The following is a 20,945-nucleotide window of genomic DNA, read 5'->3' on the forward strand; positions in this document are numbered from 1 at the left end:
GGGACCACTCCGCGTTCGTCAGATCACCACGCCCCATGACCAACAACACGGCCACGAGCACCAGACCACTCAAAGATCCGCCGGACAGGCCCTAGACGGTCGGGGGGCACTGGGACACGGGCCTGCGCCACTCGGTGTCCCCGGGGGTGGTGCAGTCGCCGACGGCCGCGGCCCGGGAGGCCGGGGGCTCGGCGGACACCGCCTGCGCGACCGCGCCGCCGGCGGCACCGGATACGCCGACGGCCAGTGCCGCCGCACAAAGGAACCGAGTGAAGGACATGCCGTGCTCCTGGGAGAAGTGAGTTCCGAACGGGAAAGCCGGTGGTCATCGGTGGTTCTCGGAGGTTCTCGGGGTCTTTCTCTCCGGCTCCTCAAGAATCCATCGGCGGCCCTTTCGCGGTCCACAGGGTCCGGCCCTCAGCAACGTGCCTGCAGGAAAGGGAGGGGTGGCATTTTGGGTACAACCATGGAAAAGGGGATGCCGTGCGGAGCGGAGGCGGCGTTACCGCCCCCGAGGCCGTGTCCCGAGGCGCAGCACCCCGGTGCCCGGGGCCCCGGCACCCGGCGCACCGGAGGGCCGCCCCCTGAACCGGACCCTTCCGATCTCGACCCCCTGGCCCTGCGGATCTACACCCGCCTGCTCCAGCAGGGCCCGGCGTCCGCAGACGAGTTGGCGGCCGCCCTCGATCTGACCGGGGCCCAGGCGAGGGAGGGCGCCGGCACTCTGCTGCTGCACCGGCTCGCCGCCCAGGACCCGCACGACCCTCCCGGGAGCGGCCTGCTGCGGGCCGTCAGCCCCTACACGGCCGCGGCCGAACTGGTCGGACCCGAGGAGAACGCCCTGCGCCGCCGCCTCGAGGTACTGGAGCGCACCCGGGCACGGCTGAGCGCCCTGATCCCGCTCTACGAGGACACCTACCGCCGCGGCGCGGACTCCGGCGCCGTCGAGGTCGTCGAGTCCCGCGACCGCGTGATGCTGCTCATCTCCGACGCCGCGGCGCGCGCCACCGAGGAGGTGCTCGCCGTGCAGCCCGGCGGCGGCCGTCCCCCCGCCTACCTGGAGCGCGCGCTCCCCCGCGACCTGGAGATGCTGCGGCGCGGGGTGCGTCTGAGCACCCTGTACCAGCACACCGCCCGCTACAGCCCGGGCACGCAGGAGTACGTCCGGGCCGTCACCGAGGCCGGGGCGGAGGTGCGGACCCTCGGTGAACTGTTCGGCAAGATGCTCGTGTTCGACCGGGCCACGGCCTTCCTGCCGGTCTGGGACGACCCGGACGCGGCCGTGGTGCTGCGCGAGCCGTCGGCGGTGGCGTTCCTGTGCTCGGTCTTCGCCAGCGCGTGGAGCCTCGCCGAGCCGTTCTCGGCCTCCTACACCACGGCCACCGCCACGCAGCTGCAGGACACCATCGCAGGCCGGCTGGCGGGCGGAGCCAAGGACGAGGTGATCGCGCGCCGCCTGGGCATGTCGCTGCGGACCTGCCGCCGGCACATCGCGGAGCTGATGAGCGAACTGGGCGCCGAGAGCCGCTTCCAGGCGGGCTACCTCCTCGCCCTGCGCACGGGAGGCGTACCCCCCGGGGGAGGGGAGGGGCCCCCGCGCGCCGCCACCGGGGACTGACGCGCCCCGGGCCCGCCCCGCCGGAGCCGCGAGGGGCCCGCCCGGGCCCGCCCCGCCGGAGCAGCGGAGGGGCCCGCCCGGGGCCGCGTCCGGTCCCGGGCGGGCCCCTCGGGGAGCCCTGTCAGTTCTCGGTGACGGTGACCTTCTCGTCGTTGCGGATCTGCTCCACCAGCCGGCGCACCTTCTCCTCGTCCCAGACGAGGTTCCCGCCGCGGCTGCCGGAGATCGGCATGTTCATCGCGGTACCTTCACCGCCCGTGACGCCCTTCATGGCGAAGAACATCTCCCCCAGGTCGAACAGGGACATGTCCTTGTCGACGATCAGGGTGTCCAGGCCCGCGCCCATCACGGGGTAGATCCGGAAGGGGTTGAGGATCGTGCCCGGGGTCGCGGCCTGGCCGGCCAGGGCCGACAGGAACTTCTGCTGGTTCTTCGTCCGCGCCAGGTCCGACTCGGCGAAGGCGTACCGGGTGCGGACGAAAGCGAGGGCCTGTTCCCCGTCGAGGGTCTGGCGCCCGGCTTCGAAGTCCGCGCCGGAGTTCTTGTCCGTGAACCCCTTCTCGATGTCCATCTCGACACCGCCGAGCGCGTCGACGATGCCCGCGAAGCCCGCGAAGCCGATCTCCGCGTAGTGGTCGATCCGCAGGCCGGTGTTGTGCTCCACGGTCCGCACCAGCAGCTCGGGGCCGTCCTCGGCGTAGGCGGCGTTCAGCTTCACCCGGCGGCCCGTGCCCGGGAAGGTCTTGCCCGACTCGGAGCCCACGAAGGTCGGTATCTCCACGTCGGAGTCCCGGGGCAGGGAGATCATGGTGTTCCCGCTGCCGCAGGCGGCGAGGACCATCATCGAGTCGGTGCGCTTGCCCTCGGCGGAACCGGTGTGCAGCTTCTTCCGCTCCTCGGCGGACAGCCCCTCGCGGCTGTCCGAGCCCACGATCAGATACGTGGTGCAGTCGCCCTCCGCGGGGCGCTCGACGACCTTGGAGAGGTCCACCTCCCGGCGGACCTTGGAGTCCGCCCAGAAGTAGGTCCCGATGGTCGTGCCGAGCACGGCCACCAGCGCGACGATCGAACCGATCTTGATCCGCCGCCGCCAGTCCGGGGGCGGGCCGGGCCGCCGGGAGGGGTCGCCGCCCTGCGGCGGGACCCGCCCGCCGCCCGCCGGCGTCCCGTAGACCTGGCCCGTGTTGTAGCCGCTGTCGTAGCCCTCCCGGGTGCGTCCACGCTGCTGCGGGGGCACCGACGGCTGCGGCGGCGGCGCCGACGGGCGGGGCGGCGGGGCGGGCCGCTGGACGTGGCGCATCACACGGGCGCCCTCGGGCTGGGCGCCGTCGCTGCCGCGCCCGTAGCCGCGGCCGTCGCCGCCGCCGTCGTCGGTCCATCCGCCCCCGGCGTCACCGCGGCGGGGGCCCCCATGCCAGTCACTCATGCGCAACAGTGTGCCGCCGGGCCGGTCCGCACCGACAGAGTGGGTGATGGATCACACCGGGCCTGTAGCGAAGCTGATGCAATGCGGACCACCTCGTGTCCCGGCATAGGGTGGACGGCATGACAGATCAGGCCCAGCGCCCGGACAGCGGCATTCCGGGCAAGCCGACCTCGGCGTCCCGCACCACCCTCAGCCACATCATGACCGGCAACGACACCAACCTCCTCGGCACGGTGCACGGCGGCGTGATCATGAAGCTGGTGGACGACGCGGCCGGGGCCGTCGCGGGCCGCCACTCGGGAGGCCCCGCCGTCACGGCCTCCATGGACGAGATGGTCTTCCTGGAGCCCGTCCGGGTCGGTGACCTGGTCCACGTCAGGGCGCAGGTCAACTGGACGGGCCGGTCCTCCATGGAGGTCGGCGTCCGGGTGATGGCCGAACGCTGGAACGAGTCGACGCCCGCGACCCAGGTCGGCTCGGCCTACCTGGTCTTCGCCGCCGTCGACGCGGACGGCAAGCCGCGTCCGGTACCGCCCGTGGTCCCGGAGACGGAGCGCGACCGCAGGCGCTACCAGGAGGCGCAGATCCGGCGCACCCACCGCCTGGCGCGGCGCCGGGCCATCAGGGAGCTGCGCGAGAAGCGCGCCGCGGAGGGCATGGACGCCTGAGCGGCACCGGGAGCGCGCCGAGGACGGTCCGGGGCCCGCGCCCCGGGAGGCCGTCCGCCGCCCGCGCTCAGGGGCAGACCACCTGGTCGCCGGTCACGGCCCCGAACTCGCCCTGCCGCCGCTCCTCGGCGCGCACCGCGGTCACCCCGTCGAAGTCCTCCCCCGCCATCACCTTCATCGTCGGCCCCTGGCCCTTGGCGGCCCGCAGCTCGCAGCCGCCCAGTGCCGTCCGGAGCGACTTCGCCGAGCGGTCCCAGCGCGGGTCGTAGCTGATGTAGGTGCGCTCGACCGAGCCGTCGCCACCGTTCCGCGGGGTCCGCGTGGTGTCGAACCCGGTGGCCCGCAGCGCCTCGTCGACGCGGTGGCCCAGTCCGTCGGTGCGGGTGCCGTTGTAGACCTGCACGCGGATCCGCTGCGGGGCGACGTCCACGGGTGCGGCCGCGGGAACCTTCGGACGCGGCGGGGTCAGCGGCTTGTCCTCGCGCAGCAGCCGGAACAGCCTCTCGGCCTTGTCCGTGTCCCACTTCACCGTGGAGCCGATGCCCTTGACCGGGTGGCTCACGTCGCCGACGGGCACCGAGGTGAACTCCGAGGAGGCGGCGGAGAAGCCGCGCATGGCCCGTCCCAGGGAGAGCAGCTGCTCGGTGCCGAAGTCCTTGTCGGCCCTGACCGAGTCGAGCACCGTCGAGGCCACCGAGCGCAGCTTGACGGGGTTGAGCAGCACGCCGCTGCTGCTCGCCTGGTGGATGAGGGCCGCCATGAACCGCTGCTGGCGCTGCATCCGCCCGAGGTCCGCCGCACCGTCCACATGCCGCGAGCGCACGTACTGCAGGGCCTCGCCGCCGCCCAGCCGATGGGAGCCGACCGGCAGGTCGAGCCCGGTGTGGGAGTCCTTCATCGGGCGGGTGGTGCAGATCTCCACCCCGCCGACGGTGTCCACGGTCCGCATGAAACTGGTGAAGTCGACCTCCAGGTAGTGGTCGATCTTCACCCCGGTCATGTGCTCCACGGTGCGCACCGTCAGGGCCGGCCCGCCCTCGGAGTAGGCGGCGTTCAGCTTCACCGGGTGCGCCTTGTGGCGCTCGCCGGTGGTGGCGTCCGTGTGCTCCGGGATCTCCGCGTAGCTGTCCCGGGGGAGGCTCACCACACTGGCGCGGTCCCGTTCGGCCGAGAGGTGCACGAGCATGATGGTGTCGGTGCAGCGGCAGCCGGCGCCGCCGAGCCGGTACTTCCTCTTCTCCTCGGCGGTGATCTTCTCCCGCCCGTCGGTGCCGACGAGCAGGAGGTTCGTCCCCCGCCCGCCGTCCGGCCGGTTCTTCATGTCGCGGAACGGGTCGACGCGCTCGATGCCGCTCTCCAGGCCCGTCACCACCGCGTGTCCGATGCCCCCGACCCCCAGCACCAGGACCGACAGCGAGGTCGCCACGCGCATCCCCCAGCGGGGGCGGCCGACCCCGGGCGTGCGCCGCACGGGCCGGGCCGCCGGGCGCCGTCCGGGCCGCCGCTGCGGGACGGGGGCCGGGCGGCGGGGGCGGCGGGGCGGTGGGGGCACGGGACACCTCCGCGGGGGACAGGGGAACCCGAGCACCGTAGGTCCATACGATCAGCGCCACCGGCCGCCGCGCCGCCGCATCCCCCGTTCGCGGTAACGTGGCGGCGATGAACGCCACGCCCCCTGTCTCCGTGATCATGCCGGTCCTCGACGAGGAGCGGCATCTGCGCAACGCGGTCCGCCACATCCTCGCCCAGGAGTACGCGGGCGAGATGGAGGTGGTGATCGCCCTCGGGCCGTCCACGGACCGCACCGACGAGATCGCCGCCGAGCTCGTGCGCGAGGACCCCCGCGTGCACACCGTGCCGAATCCCACCGGCCGCACCCCGGCCGCGCTGAACGCGGCGATCAAGGCCTCTCGCCACCCGATCGTGGTGCGGGTGGACGGCCACGGGATGCTGTCGCCGAACTACATCGCCACCGCGGTGCGGCTGCTGGAGGAGACGGGCGCGCAGAACGTCGGCGGCATCATGCACGCCGAGGGCGAGAACGCCTGGGAGGACGCCGTCGCCGCGGCCATGACCTCCCGGATCGGCGTCGGCAACGCGGCCTTCCACACCGGTGGCGAGGCCGGCCCGGCGGAGACGGTGTACCTGGGCGTCTTCCGCCGCGAGGCGCTGGAGCAGCAGGGCGGGTACAACGTGGAGTTCATCCGCGCCCAGGACTGGGAGCTCAACTTCCGCATCCGCGAGGCCGGCGGGCTGATCTGGTTCTCGCCGGAGCTGAAGGTGCAGTACCGCCCGCGGCCCTCGGTGCGGGCGCTCGCCAAGCAGTACAAGGACTACGGGCGCTGGCGCCATGTGGTCGCCCGCTACCACCAGGGCTCCATCAACCTGCGCTACCTGGCGCCGCCGACCGCCGTGTGCGCCATCGCCGCGGGCCTCGTGGCGGGGGTGGCGCTGACGCCGTGGGCGCTGGCGGTGCCCGCCAGCTATCTCGCGGCCATCGCCGCCGGCTCCGTCCCCGCAGGCCGGGGGCTGCCCCTGAAGGCCCGTCTCCGGATCCCCGTGGCGCTGGCCACGATGCACATGTCCTGGGGCTACGGCTTCCTCACCAGCCCCCGTTCGCTGGCCCGCAAGGTCATCGCGAGCCGCCGCCCCGCCGCCGGGGCGGTCACCGCCTGACCCGGCCCCGGCGCACCGCACACCGACGGCGCGGGCCCGCGTCCCCACGTCTGCCGTGGGACGCGGGCCCGCGCCGTCGTGCTCCCGGCACCCGTGCGCCGTCCGGGCGCCGCCCCGTCAGAAGCGGTACGGCGCGTAGATGTCCATGCAGGCGCCCTCGTCGTCGCCCATGACGGTCTCCGTGTTCTCCGGAGGGCCGGACACCGGGTCCGCCTTGGGGAAGGTGTCCCCGGTGCGCCAGTCGGCGCCGACGATCAGGGTCACCCCCGAGACCTCGGTCGAGGTGCGCACCGCGCTGCCGGGGACGTCGAGCGCCGCGGCGATCGCCCGGGCGTCGCCCTCCAGGTCGGCGCTGGGGAAGAGCACCTGGGTGCGGCGCTCGGCCTCCGGCGTCCGGTCGGTCCTCGCCCCGGTGAAGCCCCTGCCGTCGAGTGCCGCCGCGACGGCCGCCGCCCTGCCCCGGACCGCGGCCCCGCCGGCCCCGGTCCCGTTGCGGACCATCACGCCGATGTCGGCGGGTGCCGCGGCAGGGTCCTCGGACGCGGTGGCCGCGGGTGCGGGCTTCTTCGCCCCCGGCTTGCCGTCGAGCGGTAGGTCCTCGCGCAGCATCTCCCACAGGCGGTCCGCCTCGCCGGGCGCCGGCAGCACGTGGGCGGCGGGGTTCGCGGGGTCGGGCACCCGCGGCATGGTCAGCATCGCGATGCGGTCGGTCGGCACGTCCTTGAGCGTCATGCCGAGGTCGAAGAGCTTGCTGACCGTGCCGATCTCCCGGGAGACCGTGAGCGACTCGGTCGCGGTCTCGGCCAGGTCCATCAGGTGCCCGGTGTCGGTGAAGGCGTTCTGGTCCTTGAGCTTGCGGATCACCGAGTTCATGTACATGTGCTGCGCCTTGGAGCGCCCGATGTCGCTCTCGAAGGCATGGCGGGTCCGCAGCCACTGGAGGGCCTGCTCGCCCTGGACGGGCCAGGTGCCCTTCTCCAGGCGCAGCCCCGAGCCGCCCGGGACGCCGGGCTTCGGGCCGTCGTGGACGTTGTCCTTCACGCACACCTCGGCGCCGCCGATCGCGTCGGCCATCGCCACGACGCCGGCGAAGTCCACCATCAGCCAGTGGTCGACGTAGACGCCGGTGAGTTCCTGCCAGGTGGCGAGGGTGCATCCGGGCCCGCCGCGGCCGAGGGTGGTGTTGATCAGGCCCCGTGTCGCCGCGTACTCCTCCCCGCTCCCGGGGTCGGTGCACCGGGGGATGTCGACCTTGGTGTCCCGCGGTATGGAGACCACCGAGGCGTTCCTGCGGTCGGCGGAGACGTGCAGCAGCATCTGCACGTCCGCCAGCGGCTTGGCGCCCACGCTCTCCTTCGAGCCGCCGAGCTCCAGGTTGGCCTCGGAGTTCCGGCTGTCCGAGCCGATCAGCAGGATGTTCAGCGGCACCTGGCCCGCGGCGTTGGGGGCGGCCCTGCGGACGTCGGAGTCGGCGGAACTCCGCTCGCCCTTGCGGATGTTGCCGTTCAGGTGCGCGTAGTACGCATAGCCGGCACCTGCGGTGCCGAGGATCAGCACCGACACCGACACGGCCACCCAGCGGCCTATGCGCCGTCTGCCGCGTCTGGCGCGGCCGCGTTGTCCGTGCCGCCGTGAACCGGACTCCGCCGGGGGCCCGTCCCCGTCCGGCGCGTCCTGCTCGGCCTCCGGTGCCCTGCGGGCACCCGGGACCCGGGGGGCCCCGACCTCGTGCGGCTCCCGGTCCCTGCCGGAACCGCCCGTGTGCGGTCCGCGTTGCCGCGTCCCCTCCTCGCGCACCCTGCTCCGTCCCACCCTCAGCCCCCTGTATCCGGGCCCCCCTGTGAGCCCGTCCGTGTTCCTGCTCGCCCGGTCGGCCTCCTCGCGGGCCGGGCGGAAGCGGGTCGCGCCGCTACTCGGCGCAGACCGCCTTGTCGGCCTGGACCTGGGACACGTCCTCCGGCAGCTTCGCCGGGCCGGTGAGGGGCACCCCCGCGCCCCTGAAGTCGGGTCCCAGCGTCAGCGTCATCGCCTGCAGCCCCTCGGCGTCCGCCGTGCCCTGCACGAGCGCGGAAGCCGGCAGACCCATCAGGTCCGCGAGCTTGCGTGCCTGGTCGGCCTGGTTGGGCGCGTACTCCAGCCGGGTGGCCGGTACCTTCGCCGGTGCGTTGCCCTTGTTGGTGGACTTCAGCACGCCCTCGGAGTTCTGCAGCCACTCCAGGGTCTTCTGCGCGGCGCCCGTGGGCCCGCCGCCGTTGAGGACGTCCACCCGGACGTCCGCCGCCTCGGCCCGCGCCCCGTCCAGCGGGCCGGGCTTCGCGGCCTTCGCCGCCTTCTCCTTCTGCTCGACCTCCGTGAGCGAGACGTCGTTCTTGACCATGGAGAAGAGGGGTTCCGCCTTCGAGGTGTCGAGCACGACCGTGGCCTTGACCGTCTCCGCCGGGTTGTCGAGCACCGGCACGGTGGCGAAGGTGAGGTTCTTCATGTCGAACTTGCCCAGCTCCAGCCCCAGGTCGCGCAGCTTCATGATGTCGTCGATCTTGGAGTCGACGGTGAGCGCCTTGGTGCCCGCCTCGGCCAGCCTGACCAGCTTGGTGGGGCTGGTGAGCGTGTCGTTGGACTTGAGTTTGCGCATCAGCGCGCTGAGGAACTGCTGCTGGATCTTGATCCGGTCCAGGTCTCCGCCGAAGCCGACCGAGTGCCGGGTGCGGACGAAGGCCAGCGCGTCCTCCCCCTCGATGACGTGCTCTCCCGCGGCCAGCTTCAGATGGGACTTCGGGTCGTCGATGTCCTTGGCCAGGCAGATGGGTACGCCGCCCACGGCCGAGCTCAGCGTCTTCACCGCGTTGAAGTCGGCCACCATGAAGTGGTCCAGGGGGATGCCGGTCATCTCGGTGACCGTGCGCATCGTGCAGCTCGCCGTACGGCCCGACTGGCCCAGGCTGGTGTTGAAGCGGGTGTTCGACTCGCCGGGGATGACCTTGGTGGTGCCGTCCTCCTGCGTGGTGGGGCAGTCGGGGATGTCCGTGATCAGGTCGCGCGGGATGCTCAGCGCGGTGGCGTTGGTGCGGTCCTTGGACACGTGCAGCAGCACGGTGGTGTCCGCGTGCCCCGGGCTGTCGTTGTCGCCGTACCCCTGGTTGCCGTCACCGGTCCGCTTGTCCGTACCGATCACCAGGATGTTGATCGCGCGGTCCTTGCTGAAGCCCCCGGTACCGGCACCGTCGTCGTCGACGGACGTGATGTTGGAGTTCAGGTGCCGGTAGTAGAGGTAGCCCGCGGTGGCCGTGGCGACCATCAGCAGCGCCAGGGCGGCCCCGAGCCACCCCAGCACGCGCTTCTTCCGCGGCTTCGCCGGCCTGCGTTTGCGGCGCCCGGCCCCCGGCGGCACCCGGTCGCCCGCGCCCCCGGCCGTCCGGCGGCTCCGCTGGCCGGGGACCTCCGCCGGGCGGTCGCCCCGGCCCTGCCGGGAAGTGCTCTCCCGGGTGCCGCGAGGGGTCTGGGAGGGAGTCCTGCGCCGGGTGGCGGTGCCCTGCGGGCCGCCGCCCGCGGTGGCGTTCCTCGCCGTTCTCCTTGCGCCCGCGGTCCCGCTGGAGGAAGCTGGTGACTGCGTACCGGAACGGTCCAGTCGCAGCTCGTAGTCACCCGTCTGCGGGTTCAGCACCCACTGGTCGGCGGGGTCGATCTCATCCGCCTGTCCACGGTTCTGCGCATCCACGGTTGCCTGAGTCCTCCGTCGGGTGCCACGCGGGCGCCTCCCCCTACAGGCGCTCGGTCCTTCGATCCACTGGTGCGCGACGCGGTCGGGAGCACCGGGTCGCGTCACAGTATCCGCCCTGTTCAGCGTGGGGCGACGACCGTGACAAATTCCTCACGTCTTACAACCGGGCAATTCGCGCAATCCGCTTGAGCTGTGGGTGTGTGCTTGGCCATGGCTTTACCCGCACATGCCCTCGGCCGCGGTGGTGCCCGAGAACGTCGGATCCGGCGAGGGGGGTTGGCCCGTCGCCCGCTCCCGCTCCTTCTCCTCCTTCGGTACGACGGTGACCGGGATGTCCTCGCGCAGCCGCTCGAAGAGCTCGCTCGCCTCCGGCTCGACCAACTCGTCCCGGTTCGGGTCGAGGTGGTAGGGCTGGCGGGGTACCGTCAGGAACTGCACCTTTTCGCTGGGTACGCTCCGAATCGACCGGGTCAGGTCGTACAGCTCCTTCAGGGAGTCGAGACCCGGGTCGGTGGTGAGGGACCCGGTGGCCGCGTCCAGGACCGGATAGAGCCGGGCCGGGTTCAGCAGCACGCCGTTGCTCTGCACCTTGTTCACCAGAGCGCCGAGGAACTGCTGCTGGCGCTCCATCCGTTCGGTGTCGCTGCCGTTCCCGAGCGTCTTGCGCGCGCGGACGAAGCCGAGCGCCTCCTCCCCGTCGAGCGTCTGGCGGCCTGCGGGCAGTTCGAGGCGGGCGGCCTTGTCGTCGATCGGCTCCTCCAGGCACACCTCGACGCCGCCCACGGCGTCCACCATGTCCTTGAACCCGCGGAAGTCCACGACCATGTGGTGGTCGATGCGGATTCCGGTGAAGCGTTCCACCGTGCGGATGGTGCAGGCCGCCCCGCCGAACTGGAAGGCCCAGTTGAACTGCGCCACCTGCTCGCGTGTCCGGGTGCCGTCGGGCTTGCCGCAGCTGGGGATGGTGACCATCAGGTCGCGCGGCACGGACATCGCGGTCGCGCTCTGCCGGTCGGCGGAGATGTGGAGCAGGATCGTGGTGTCGGACCGCTGGCTGCCCGCCTCGTCCTTGCCGTAGCGGTCGTTCCCCTCGCCCTCGCGGGTGTCGGACCCGAGGAGCAGGATGTTCCGGGCCCCGGTCTCCGCGGGCGTGGGGCGCTCCCGCTCGTAGACCTCCAGCTCGTGGGCGGCGGAGGTGTCGGTGGTGATGTTGGCGTCCAGCTTCCGGTAGAACCACCAGCCCGCACCGGCGGCGGCGAGCACCACGATCGAGGTGCCGAACGCGGCCCACCGCAGCCAGTACCGCGACCGGCCGCTGGGACCGGGGCCCTCGGGGTGCGGGGGGCCGGGCACGGTGCCGCCGGCGTCCCCGGGGGCGCCGCCGGAGGCGTCGGCGTCCTGCTCCTCGCCGTCCTGCGCCTGCGCCGCGTCCCCGGCGCCCGGGGCGGCGGGGCGCCCGCGGTCGGCCCCCGGGTCCGCGTCCCCGGCGGAGGCGTCGGGGTCCTCCTGCGGGCCCGCGTTCCCGTCTCCGGGCGTGCCAGCCTTGTCCGTCACGTGTGGTCCATCCTTCATGGCATCGGCAGCGAGCTGGGCCGCCAGTCGCCCGTCTAGACGGCCGAGCCCGGCGCTTGGTTGTGCGGTGAAGCACGCTTGTCGCCGATCATCCACCGGAGTTGAGTTCCGGCCCGGGAGGCCCGGGCCGGGCATGCGCCACTTGGGGGGTGTCCGGCCCCGATTCGCCGGACTCCCCGCCGGCGGGAACGCCGGCGCTCCCCGTGCCGCGACACGGGGAGCGCGCCCGCGCCGCGGGCGGACGCTCAGCGAGGCGGGGCGGGATACGGACGGGTTGCGCTGAGGACGTCCCGTGCGCGCGGACGCTCAGCGGGCGGTGTGCGTGACGCGCTCGCTGTCGACCCGCTGCGCCAGGCCGCCGTCCGGCAACGCGACGAGGTTCCGGCACAGGACGACCGACGCCCCTGCGGCCAGCGGCGCGTACAGCCCGGCCGACAGGCCCTCCCACCCGTCCCAGGGGAGCCCCGACAGCAGCCGGGAGCCCGGCTTGAGCCCCCTGCGCGCCGCGTCCTCGCGTGCCCGGTCCACCAGTTCGGTCCCGCTCAGCTCCTCGGAGCCGCCGACCGCCAGCGCGGGGGCGTCCGCGTCCACCGGCGCGAAGGGGGCGAAGACATCGCCCTGGCCGGGCACCTCCACCGCGTAGTCGGCGTACCCCTCGGGCGGACTCGGGAACCTGCGGCCGAGCGGTGCCAGGGACAGCGCGACGCGCTCCCCCCGGCAGGCCCGCCCCGCGTCGAACTGCCCCGGACCCGCCACCACGTGGTCCGCGGCGGCCGGGTCGCCGCCGACGTCGGCGACCACGCCCACCGAGGCACAGGCCAGCAGCCACACGGCGGTCTGCCAGTGCTGGGGCAGCAGCAGGGCGACCCGCTCGCCCGGCTCGGCGGCGAGGTCGCCCTGGAGGAGGTTGGCGGTCTTGGCCACCCAATTGGCGAAGGTGGCGACGGACAGTTCGACCCGCTCACCGGTGGCATCGTCGTAGAAAGTGACCAAGGGGCGTGCCGGGTCCGCGGCCAGCGCGGATCGCAGCAGGTCGGCCGGGGTGCGATCGCTGGAGTTCACCCGCGCAAGGGTACGCGCGCGGCGCCCGGGGAGCGTGGCCGCGGGGGCCGGGTAGCCCGGTCGGCCGGACGGGGCGCGACCGGATTCCCGAAAGGCGATCAACGGACGCCCCTTTGACGATTCGAGCCATGCGTGGATACCTCGTTTCATCGATCAGCGCGGCCTGCGCGGCAGCGCTCGTGCTCCCGCTCTCCCTCACCGCCGGCGCGGCGACGGAGGCGGACCCCGAGCGGGAGATCCCCGGGACCACCCGCTCCCTCCCCCTGGAACCCCTCGGGCCCTCGGCCACGGACCGCTCGTTCGGCGCGGTCGTGCAGGGGCTGCCCCGCCGGGACGTCGCACCCTTCTCCCTCCTCGGCCTCGTCTGGGAGGACGCCGCGGCCGAACTGGAGGGCACCGTCGAGGTCCGCACCCGCTCGCTGGCGGACGGCACCTGGTCGCCCTGGCAGCAGGTCGAGACCCACAACGCCGACCACGCCGCGGACCCCGGCACCGAGGAGAGCGCGGCGGGCCGGGTGCGGGGCTCCACCGCCCCGCTGTGGGTGGGGCCCTCGGACGGCGTCGAGGTGCGCGTGAAGCGCGCGGACGGCAGCAGCCGCCCCCTCCCCGAGGGCCTGCGCCTGGACCTCGTCGACCCGGGTGACGGACCCGGGGCCGATCCGGCCCCGGCGGCCGAGGACCGCGCGGGCGGCGGTGGCGGAGACGGCGAGGCGGACGGCACCGGCCCGGCAGACGCCGAGGGCACCGACGCCGAGGGCACCGACGCCGAGGGCACCGACGCCGACGGGGACGGCACCGGCGGGGACGGCACCGACGCCGACGGGGACGGTACCGGCGGGGACGGCACCGGTACGACGGCCTCGGGCCCCGGCACGGGCACCACCAGCGCCCCGGCCCCCGGCACGGTGCTGCCCGCACTCGACCGCGGCGACACCGAGGCCGCCGCCGCGGCGGGCGGCACGCTCGGCTTCGACGCGGCCGCCGCCCAGCCCCACATCGGGCCCCGCCCCGCGATCGTCACCCGCAAGGGCTGGGGCGCCGACGAGTCGCTCCGCGAGAAGACCTTCGTCTACACCAGCACCGTCAAGGCCGCCTTCGTCCACCACAGCGCCACGGGCAACAACTACACGTGTCAGCAGGCGCCCTCCGTCCTGCGCAGTATCTACCGCTACCACACGGTGAGCAGCGGCTGGCGGGACATCGGCTACAACTTCGCCATCGACAAGTGCGGAAACATCTACGAAGGCCGTGCGGGAGGCGTGGCCCAACCGGTCCTCGGCGCGCACACGCTCGGTTTCAACACCAACAGCACCGGAATAGCCGTGCTCGGCACGTACAGTTCCTCCAATCCGCCGCAGGCCGCGGTCACCGCGGTCGCCCGACTGACCGCGTGGAAGCTCGGCCTGCACGGAGTCGATCCGAAGGGCAGCGTGACCCTGGTCTCGGGAGGGAGCGGCAAGTACGCCAAGGGCGCGAAGGTCACCCTCAACACCATCGCCGGGCACCGCGACGGCTTCGCCACCGACTGCCCGGGCGGCCGCCTCTACGGCCAACTCGGCACGATCCGCACGGCGTCGGCCGCGCTGCAGGGGCGCTGACCGGAGCTGCCGGGGCGGCGGCCGGGTGCCCCCGCGCACACGCTCCCTCGGGCCGTCCCGCCGTCCCCGGTGGACCGGCGCACGGCGCCCGCCGCGGCGGAGGGCCGTCCTCGTACCGGGCGTACGCGGGCGATCCGCCGCGGGCGAGGTGCCCGCGGCCGCCGTCGCGCCGCCGCCGGGGACGGACGGGCAGAGCCTAGACTGGCCGGTCCGACAAGCGACCGTGCCCGGCCCCAGCAGGAAGCAGAGACCGCATTGAACCAGGCCAACCAGGCCGTCCCGGCCTCCCGGGCCCCGGAAGCCATACTCCTGGTCGGGGGCAAGGGCACCCGGCTGCGTCCGCTCACCGTCCGGACACCGAAGCCGATGGTCCCGGCGGCAGGTGTCCCGTTCCTCACCCACCAGTTGGCGCGCGCCCGCGCCGCGGGCGTCGAGCACATCGTGCTCGCCACGTCCTATCTGGCCGAGGTCTTCGAGCCGTACTTCGGCGACGGCTCGGCCCTCGGACTGCACCTCGAGTACGTCACCGAGGAGGAGCCCCTCGGCACCGGCGGCGCCATACGCAACGCCGCCGCCCGGCTCCGTTCCGGACCGGACGACCCGGTCCTCGTCTTCAACGGCGACATCCTCACCGGACTGGACATACCCGCGCTGGTGGACACCCACCGCACCGCCGGCGCCGACGTCTCCCTCCACCTCACCCGCGTCGACGACCCCCGCGCCTACGGCCTGGTGCCCACCGACGGCACCGGACGGGTCACCGCCTTCCTGGAGAAGCCGCAGACGCCCGAGGAGATCGTCACCGACCAGATCAACGCGGGGGCCTACGTCTTCCGCCGCTCGGTGATCGACGGCATCCCGGACGGCCGCCCCGTCTCCGTCGAACGCGAGACCTTCCCCGAACTGCTGGCCGCCGGCGCCCACCTCCAGGGCATGGTCGACTCCACCTACTGGCTGGACCTCGGCACTCCGCACGCCTTCGTCCGCGGCTCCGCAGACCTGGTGCTCGGCCGCGCACCCTCGCCCGCGGTGCCCGGACGCCGCGGCGAGCGGCTGGTCCTGCCCTCGGCCCGGATAGCGCCCGGGGCCAAGCTGTACGGCGGCACCGTGGTCGGCGAGGGCGCCCGGATCGGCGCCGACGCCCGCATCGACGGCAGCACCGTGCTCCCGGGAGCCGTCGTGGAGCCCGGGGCGGTCGTCTCGGAGTCGCTGATCGGCCGCGGGGCCCGGATCGGGGCCCGGACCGTGCTCTCCGGGGTCGTCGTGGGCGACGGAGCCGTCGTCGGCGAGGACAACGAACTCCGGCACGGCGCCCGGGTGTGGTGCGACGCCGTGCTCCCCGCGGGCGCGGTGCGCTTCTCGTCCGACCAGTAGCGGCGCCCCGGCCAGTAGTCTTGGGCGCCATGGCAGGGCGCTTCGAACCGGGTATGCGCCGCACCACGGTGCGGGGCGGCGACGGCCGCGTACCGCGGGGCGGGCGCGCGCCCGGCGGCGTGCCCCGTCCGGCCGCCCCGCCCCGCTCCCGGCGCTGGACCCCGCCCTGGCCGCTGGACCTCCCCCTGGTGCTCGGCCCGCTGCGCCGCGGGCCCGCCGACCCCACGTTCCGGATCTCGCCGGACGGCGCGGTCTGGCGGGCCAGCCGCACCCCGGAGGGCCCCGGCACACTGCGCCTCGCCCTGCGCGGGGGAACGGTCGAGGCCGACGCCTGGGGGGAGGGCGCCGACTGGCTTCTGGAACGGGTGCCCGAACTCCTCGGCGCCGCCGACGCCCCGGAGGAGCTCACCCCCCGCCACCGCCTCGTCGCCGCCTCGCGGCACCGCCGCCCCGGCCTGCGGCTGCTGCGCACCGGGCTGGTCCTGGAGTCCCTGATCCCCTCCGTCCTGGAGCAGAAGGTCACCACGGACGAGGCGTACCGCGCCTGGCGGCTGCTGGTCCGGGGGCACGGCGAGCCCGCGCCGGGCCCGGACTCCCGGCTCCATGTCATGCCCGGCCCGCGCACCTGGGCGGGGATCCCGTCCTGGGAGTGGCACCGGGCAGGGGTCGACGACAAGCGCGCCTCGACCGTGCTGCGCGCGGTGCGGGTGGCCCACCGCATGGAGGAGGCGGCCTCGATGCCGCCCGCCGAGGCGATGGCACGGCTGGAGCGGGTGCCCGGCATCGGGCCGTGGACCTCGGCGGAGACCGTGCAGCGCAGCCACGGCGCGCCGGACGCGCTGACCCTCGGCGACCTCCATCTGCCGCGCATCGTCGGCTACGCGCTGGCCGGGGACCGGGACGCCGACGACGCCGCGATGCTCGACCTGCTGGAGCCCTACGCCGGGCAGCGCCACCGCGCCGCCCGGCTGGTCCTGCTCTCCGGGCGCACCCCGCCGCGCCGGGAGCCGAAGATGCGGCGGGTGGACATCGCCCGCTGGTGACACGGCGGGGCCCGGCGGCAGGTGCGCCCGCCCGGGCCCGCCCCGCCCCGGCCTCAGCGCACCTCGACGAAGGCCTCCGCCGTACGCGGCGGGCGGGGCGGCGCGGGCGCGGCCGGGTGCCCGACGGCCACCGCCCCCATGGGGTCCCAGTCGGCGGGCAGCGACAGCACCTCGCGCACCACCTCGCGGCAGAACATCGTGGACGACACCCAGGCGGAGCCCAGCCGCTCGCCCGCGAGGGCCACCAGGAAGTTCTGCACGCCCGCACCGGCCGCGACCGTGAACATCTCCCGTTCGGCCGCGTCCCGCCGGGCGTCCCCGTAGCGGTGGGCCCCGTCCATGACCAGGCAGGGGACGGCCAGATACGGCGCGTTGCGCAGCACGTCCCCGCGGCGTACGCGCCGGGCGATCGACTCCGGCGACCTGCCGTCGCGGCGCAGGTCCGCGATCCACGCCTCGCGCATCGCGTCCAGCAGCCGCAGCCGGGAGGACTCCGACTCCAGCAGCACGAAGCGCCACGGGGTCGTGTGGTGGGGCGCGGGTGCCGTCACCGCGGCGGCGACCGCCCGCCGCACCGCCCCGCCGTCCACGGGCTCGTCGGTGAAGGAGCGGACGGTGCGGCGCAGGGTGACCGCCTCGCGCACGGCCTCCGAGGTGCCGAGGCGGAACATGTCGTCGGCGGCGTCGCGGACCAGCGCCCGCGCCCCCTGCGCGTCCTGTCCGCCGGCCGGGCCGACATGGTGGGCGAGGCCCCGGACCACGGCGACCGGCAGGCCCTCGGCCTTGCCCTTGACGAGGTCGCCCGCGGCGGCGAGTTCGTCGGCCACCGCGACGACGGTGGCGTGGAGCGGGTTGCCGTGCGCGTCGGTCCGGCCGCGCAGGTCGTCGAGGACGCGGACGCCCGCCGCGCCGATCGCCACGTCGGTGAGGCCCGCACGCCACGGGCGCCCGAAGGTGTCGGTGACCACCACTCCGACGTCGACGCCGAGTTCCTCGTGCAGGCCCCTGCGCAGGGCCCGGGCCGAGGCGTCGGGGTCCGCGGGCAGCAGCAGCACGGTCCCCGCCGGGGTGTTGGAGGCGTCCACCCCCGCGGCGGCCATCACCAGGCCCTGGCGGTTCTCCACGATCCGCAGCGTGCCGCGGCGCGCCACCACGCGCACCGTCTCGGCGTCGACGGCCGCCTCCCGGTCCGTCGCCCGGACGACCCGGCCCTCCGCCTTGCTGACGATCTTCGAGGTGACCAGCAGGACGTCCCCGTCGGCGAGGTCCGGGGCGGCCGCGGCGATCAGCTTGGCCAGGTCGTCGCCGGGCCGCACCTCCCCGATGCCGGGGACGGCCCACACCCGGAGCGAGGGGGAGGTCACGCCCGTACCTCCTCGGCCAGCGCCAGCGCGGCACGTGCCATGGCGGCGGTGGCCCCGGTGTCGGTCATCATCAGCGGCACGGCGAGGCAGCGGATGCCCGCCTCCTCCACCTCGGGCGCGGACGCCGCGTCCGCCGTGTCGACCAGCCAGCCGTCCAGGAGCCCCGCTCCGTAGTGCCGGGCGACGGCCGCGGCGGTGGACTCCACGCCCACGGCGGCCAGCACCTTGTCCGCCATGCCGCGCACCGGGGCGCCGCCGACGATGGGGGAGAGGCCGACGACCGGCGCCGCGGCGGAGGCCACGGCCTCGCGGATCCCGGGTACGGCGAGGATGGTGCCGATGCTGACGACGGGGTTGGACGGCGGCAGGAGGATCACGTCCGCCTCGGCCAGGGCCTGGAGCACCCCGGGCGCGGGCTTCGCCTCGTCCGCTCCGACGGGCACCACGGCCTCCGCGTCCACGGAGGCGCGCAGCCGCACCCAGTACTCCTGGAAGTGGATCACCCGGCGCTCGCCGTCGAGGGTGACGGCCACATGGGTCTCGACCCGGTCGTCGGACATCGGCAGCAGCCGGACGCCCGGGTTCCAGCGGGTGCACAGCGCCTCGGTGACCGCGCTGAGCGGGTACCCGGCCCCGAGCATCTGGGTGCGGACGATATGGGTGGCGAAGTCCCGGTCGCCGAGCCCGAACCACTCGGGGCCCACTCCGTAGGCCGCGAGTTCGGACTTCACCCGGAAGCTCTCGTCCCGGCGCCCCCAGCCCTGCTCCTCGTCGATGCCCCCGCCCAGGGTGTACATCACGGTGTCGAGGTCGGGGCAGACCTTGAGCCCGAACAGATGGATGTCGTCGCCGGTGTTGCCGATCACCGTCACGTCCGCCTCGGGCGCGGCACTCCTGAGGCCGCGGAGGAAACGGGCGCCGCCGATGCCGCCGGCCAGAACCACAATGCGCATGCGCACAGTGTCGCAGGCCGGTCACACGGCGGCGGCGGACGCCCACCGCGGGGGCGGGGGCGGAGGGTTCGCGGTGGTCAGGCCAGGGGGGTGGCGAGGGGTACGCCCGCGGTGCACCGGGGGGCGTCGTGCATCGGCATCTCGGTGAGGCCGGGGTGGTAGACGTGGAGGCTGACCGCGCCGTCGAGCGCGTCGTTGGCGACCTCGTGCACGTATCCCGGGGCGAACACCCGCTGGTCTCCCGGGCGCAGGCTCAGCTCCCCGCGCGCGGAGCGCTCGGTCAGCTCGCCGGAGAGCACGGTGAGCACCCCGGAGGAGCCGCCGTGGCCGTGGCGGCCGCTGCCCTGTCCGGGGACCCAGCTCAGCAGCCAGACCTCGTAGCCGGGGCCCGTCCGGAGCCGGTGGTACCAGCGGGAGGCGGCGTCGTACCGGACCAGGGGCTCCCAGCCGGCCCGGTCCGCGGCGATGGACCGGGCGAGGCCGGCGAACTCGGCCACGGTGGAGGGGTGCTCGGGTGCGGGCCGGAGCAGGTGCTGGACGGAGAGGATGTCGCCGGCGATCTGGAGGTCGCTGTCGCTGTTCATGGGGTGCGGTGGTCCTCGGCAGGGGGAGCGTACGGGGCCTGCCCGACCCGGAGGTACGGGCGGTGCGGGATGCGCCGGACAACGGTGCGGCGCGGCGGAGCGGGTGCGCGGGGGAGGCCGGAGCGGGGCTCGACGGCTTCAGGAGGCGGTGCGACAACAGCGACAGCGGGCCTGGACAGCGCTGCGGGACCCGCGGTGGCGGGTCGCGAGGGGCGCTGAGGTCGCTGGCATGGCACCCAAGGTGACGGGTGGGCTCACCCGATGTCAACCCAATGACCGGTTTGGCGGCAATGTTTCATCACATCCGGTTATGGCGTCCGGAGAAAGGTTTGTGCGGGGAAGGGTGGGGAGACATGCGCCAGCAGTCCTGCCGGTAAACGCTGTTGGGGCTCCGTGACCTTACTGTGATCCGGATCGCTTCGGTGGCCGGATTGCAACAGTGCCGATCTCCAGGGCGTCTCCCTCCGGAAAGGGAGGTGTGGGGAGTTGGCCGCTGGCATGTGTCAGGTTTTTGGTGATTTGAACACTTTCCGCATAGCCTTGGTTCCGCAGAGTGAATACCTGGCGCAATAGCAGATCGTGGCTTGACTCGCTCGGAGCTACACACTTGTAATTTCACTCGTGTCGTTCGGCCGAAAAGCATCGCGGCAACATCACGGGGACGCAAAGACAGACGAGGGGCGCACATGACCGAGCTGTTCCAACAACTGCTGGTCGAGGACGCGGACGACGAACTCGGCTGGCAGGAGCGCGCGTTGTGCGCCCAGACCGATCCGGAGTCCTTCTTCCCCGAGAAGGGCGGCTCCACCAGGGAGGCCAAGAAGGTCTGCCTCGCCTGCGAGGTCCGCTCCGAATGCCTGGAATACGCCCTCAACAACGACGAGCGTTTCGGCATCTGGGGCGGGCTGTCCGAAAGGGAGCGCCGCCGGCTGAAGAAGGCGGCCGTCTGACGCACCTGGTCCGATGAAGCGCCTGGTCCGAGGCGTCCGCCCCGCGCGGGGCGGACCCGGCCGGGTCGCCGCGGCCGGGTCGCCCCGGGCGGGTCCTCCGCCCCCGGACCGGCCGCCCGGGCCGGGGGGAAGGGCGGCCTCCCGCCCCGCACGGGAGCGGCGCCCCGCGCGCCCTTCGGACTCCGCGGGGCGCCGGGCCTGCCGAGCCGCCGCACCGGCCGGCGAACAAGGGCATACGGCGAACAAGGGCATACAGGGACATCGGCATCGGTCCGCCGCCCGTACCCCGCGTACGGGCGGCGGACCGATGTGACGTCAGCCGTTAGTGTGGGGCCCCGT

At 74.0% G+C, this 20,945-nt stretch carries 17 protein-coding genes; 7 read left to right on the plus strand and 10 right to left on the minus strand.

What is annotated here, in order from left to right; genetic code table 11:
• Nucleotides 1–91 precede the first annotated feature (91 nt).
• Nucleotides 92–280, minus strand: coding sequence for a hypothetical protein (locus ACGF15_RS28750; protein WP_345615186.1), 189 nt, complete (start codon nt 278–280; stop codon nt 92–94).
• A 186-nt stretch (nt 281–466) separates the two neighbouring features.
• Between ACGF15_RS28750 and ACGF15_RS28755 the strand changes: the two genes are divergently transcribed.
• Nucleotides 467–1,618 (plus strand): LuxR family transcriptional regulator, encoded by a 1,152-nt coding sequence (locus ACGF15_RS28755; RefSeq protein ID WP_345615187.1) that lies wholly within the window; start codon nt 467–469, stop codon nt 1,616–1,618.
• Nucleotides 1,619–1,739: 121 nt separating this feature from the next.
• On the opposite strand, the gene ACGF15_RS28760 is transcribed toward ACGF15_RS28755, so the two are convergent.
• Nucleotides 1,740–3,044, minus strand: coding sequence for an LCP family protein (locus tag ACGF15_RS28760; protein WP_392803193.1), 1,305 nt, complete (start codon nt 3,042–3,044; stop codon nt 1,740–1,742).
• A 119-nt stretch (nt 3,045–3,163) separates the two neighbouring features.
• Between ACGF15_RS28760 and ACGF15_RS28765 the strand changes: the two genes are divergently transcribed.
• Complete coding sequence (locus ACGF15_RS28765) at nt 3,164–3,712, plus strand: acyl-CoA thioesterase (RefSeq protein ID WP_345615189.1); 549 nt, start codon at nt 3,164–3,166, stop codon at nt 3,710–3,712.
• Between the two features lie 67 nt (nt 3,713–3,779).
• On the opposite strand, the gene ACGF15_RS28770 is transcribed toward ACGF15_RS28765, so the two are convergent.
• Nucleotides 3,780–5,144, minus strand: a complete 1,365-nt coding sequence (locus ACGF15_RS28770) for an LCP family protein (RefSeq protein WP_345615219.1) — start codon at nt 5,142–5,144, stop codon at nt 3,780–3,782.
• Between the two features lie 227 nt (nt 5,145–5,371).
• On the opposite strand from ACGF15_RS28770, the gene ACGF15_RS28775 reads away from it, so the two are divergent.
• Complete coding sequence (locus ACGF15_RS28775) at nt 5,372–6,388, plus strand: glycosyltransferase family 2 protein (RefSeq protein WP_392803197.1); 1,017 nt, start codon at nt 5,372–5,374, stop codon at nt 6,386–6,388.
• A 117-nt stretch (nt 6,389–6,505) separates the two neighbouring features.
• On the opposite strand, the gene ACGF15_RS28780 is transcribed toward ACGF15_RS28775, so the two are convergent.
• From ACGF15_RS28780 to ACGF15_RS28795, 4 genes are all read right to left on the minus strand, one after another.
• Nucleotides 6,506–8,185: an LCP family protein gene (locus ACGF15_RS28780; protein ID WP_392803235.1), complete on the minus strand. Its 1,680-nt coding sequence runs from the start codon at nt 8,183–8,185 to the stop codon at nt 6,506–6,508.
• 112 nt (nt 8,186–8,297) lie between these two features.
• Nucleotides 8,298–10,103, minus strand: a complete 1,806-nt coding sequence (locus ACGF15_RS28785) for an LCP family protein (protein ID WP_345615191.1) — start codon at nt 10,101–10,103, stop codon at nt 8,298–8,300.
• Nucleotides 10,104–10,322: 219 nt separating this feature from the next.
• Nucleotides 10,323–11,660, minus strand: coding sequence for an LCP family protein (locus tag ACGF15_RS28790; RefSeq protein ID WP_392803200.1), 1,338 nt, complete (start codon nt 11,658–11,660; stop codon nt 10,323–10,325).
• A gap of 324 nt (nt 11,661–11,984) precedes the next feature.
• Nucleotides 11,985–12,740, minus strand: coding sequence for a TIGR03089 family protein (locus tag ACGF15_RS28795; protein WP_392803203.1), 756 nt, complete (start codon nt 12,738–12,740; stop codon nt 11,985–11,987).
• 128 nt (nt 12,741–12,868) lie between these two features.
• On the opposite strand from ACGF15_RS28795, the gene ACGF15_RS28800 reads away from it, so the two are divergent.
• From ACGF15_RS28800 to ACGF15_RS28810, 3 genes are all read left to right on the plus strand, one after another.
• Nucleotides 12,869–14,338, plus strand: coding sequence for a peptidoglycan recognition protein (locus tag ACGF15_RS28800; RefSeq protein WP_392803206.1), 1,470 nt, complete (start codon nt 12,869–12,871; stop codon nt 14,336–14,338).
• A gap of 255 nt (nt 14,339–14,593) precedes the next feature.
• Nucleotides 14,594–15,712, plus strand: a complete 1,119-nt coding sequence (locus ACGF15_RS28805) for an NDP-sugar synthase (RefSeq protein WP_345615195.1) — start codon at nt 14,594–14,596, stop codon at nt 15,710–15,712.
• A gap of 29 nt (nt 15,713–15,741) precedes the next feature.
• Complete coding sequence (locus ACGF15_RS28810; RefSeq protein WP_392803209.1) at nt 15,742–16,755, plus strand: DNA-3-methyladenine glycosylase family protein; 1,014 nt, start codon at nt 15,742–15,744, stop codon at nt 16,753–16,755.
• 53 nt (nt 16,756–16,808) lie between these two features.
• Here the strand turns inward: ACGF15_RS28810 and ACGF15_RS28815 are convergent, their stop codons facing one another.
• The 3 genes from ACGF15_RS28815 to ACGF15_RS28825 form a co-directional block, all read right to left on the minus strand.
• Entirely contained in the window at nt 16,809–18,119 is a 1,311-nt protein-coding gene (locus tag ACGF15_RS28815) for a coenzyme F420-0:L-glutamate ligase (protein ID WP_392803212.1), read from the minus strand.
• Nucleotides 18,116–19,072 carry a 2-phospho-L-lactate transferase gene (gene cofD / locus ACGF15_RS28820; RefSeq protein ID WP_362606509.1) on the minus strand — a complete coding sequence of 319 codons (957 nt, stop codon included), beginning with the start codon at nt 19,070–19,072 and terminating at the stop codon, nt 18,116–18,118. The genes ACGF15_RS28815 and cofD overlap by 4 nt, the downstream gene beginning before the upstream one ends.
• A 77-nt stretch (nt 19,073–19,149) precedes the next feature.
• Nucleotides 19,150–19,656, minus strand: a complete 507-nt coding sequence (locus tag ACGF15_RS28825; RefSeq protein WP_392803215.1) for a cupin domain-containing protein — start codon at nt 19,654–19,656, stop codon at nt 19,150–19,152.
• A 686-nt stretch (nt 19,657–20,342) separates the two neighbouring features.
• On the opposite strand from ACGF15_RS28825, the gene ACGF15_RS28830 reads away from it, so the two are divergent.
• On the plus strand, nt 20,343–20,606 hold the full coding sequence (locus ACGF15_RS28830; RefSeq protein WP_256525783.1) for a WhiB family transcriptional regulator: 264 nt from the start codon (nt 20,343–20,345) through the stop codon (nt 20,604–20,606).
• Nucleotides 20,607–20,945 lie beyond the last annotated feature (339 nt).

Origin of the sequence: Streptomyces sp. NPDC048001, assembly GCF_043203115.1 — a bacterium.
In the GTDB taxonomy this organism is placed as follows: Bacteria; Actinomycetota; Actinomycetes; order Streptomycetales; family Streptomycetaceae; genus Streptomyces; species Streptomyces sanyensis.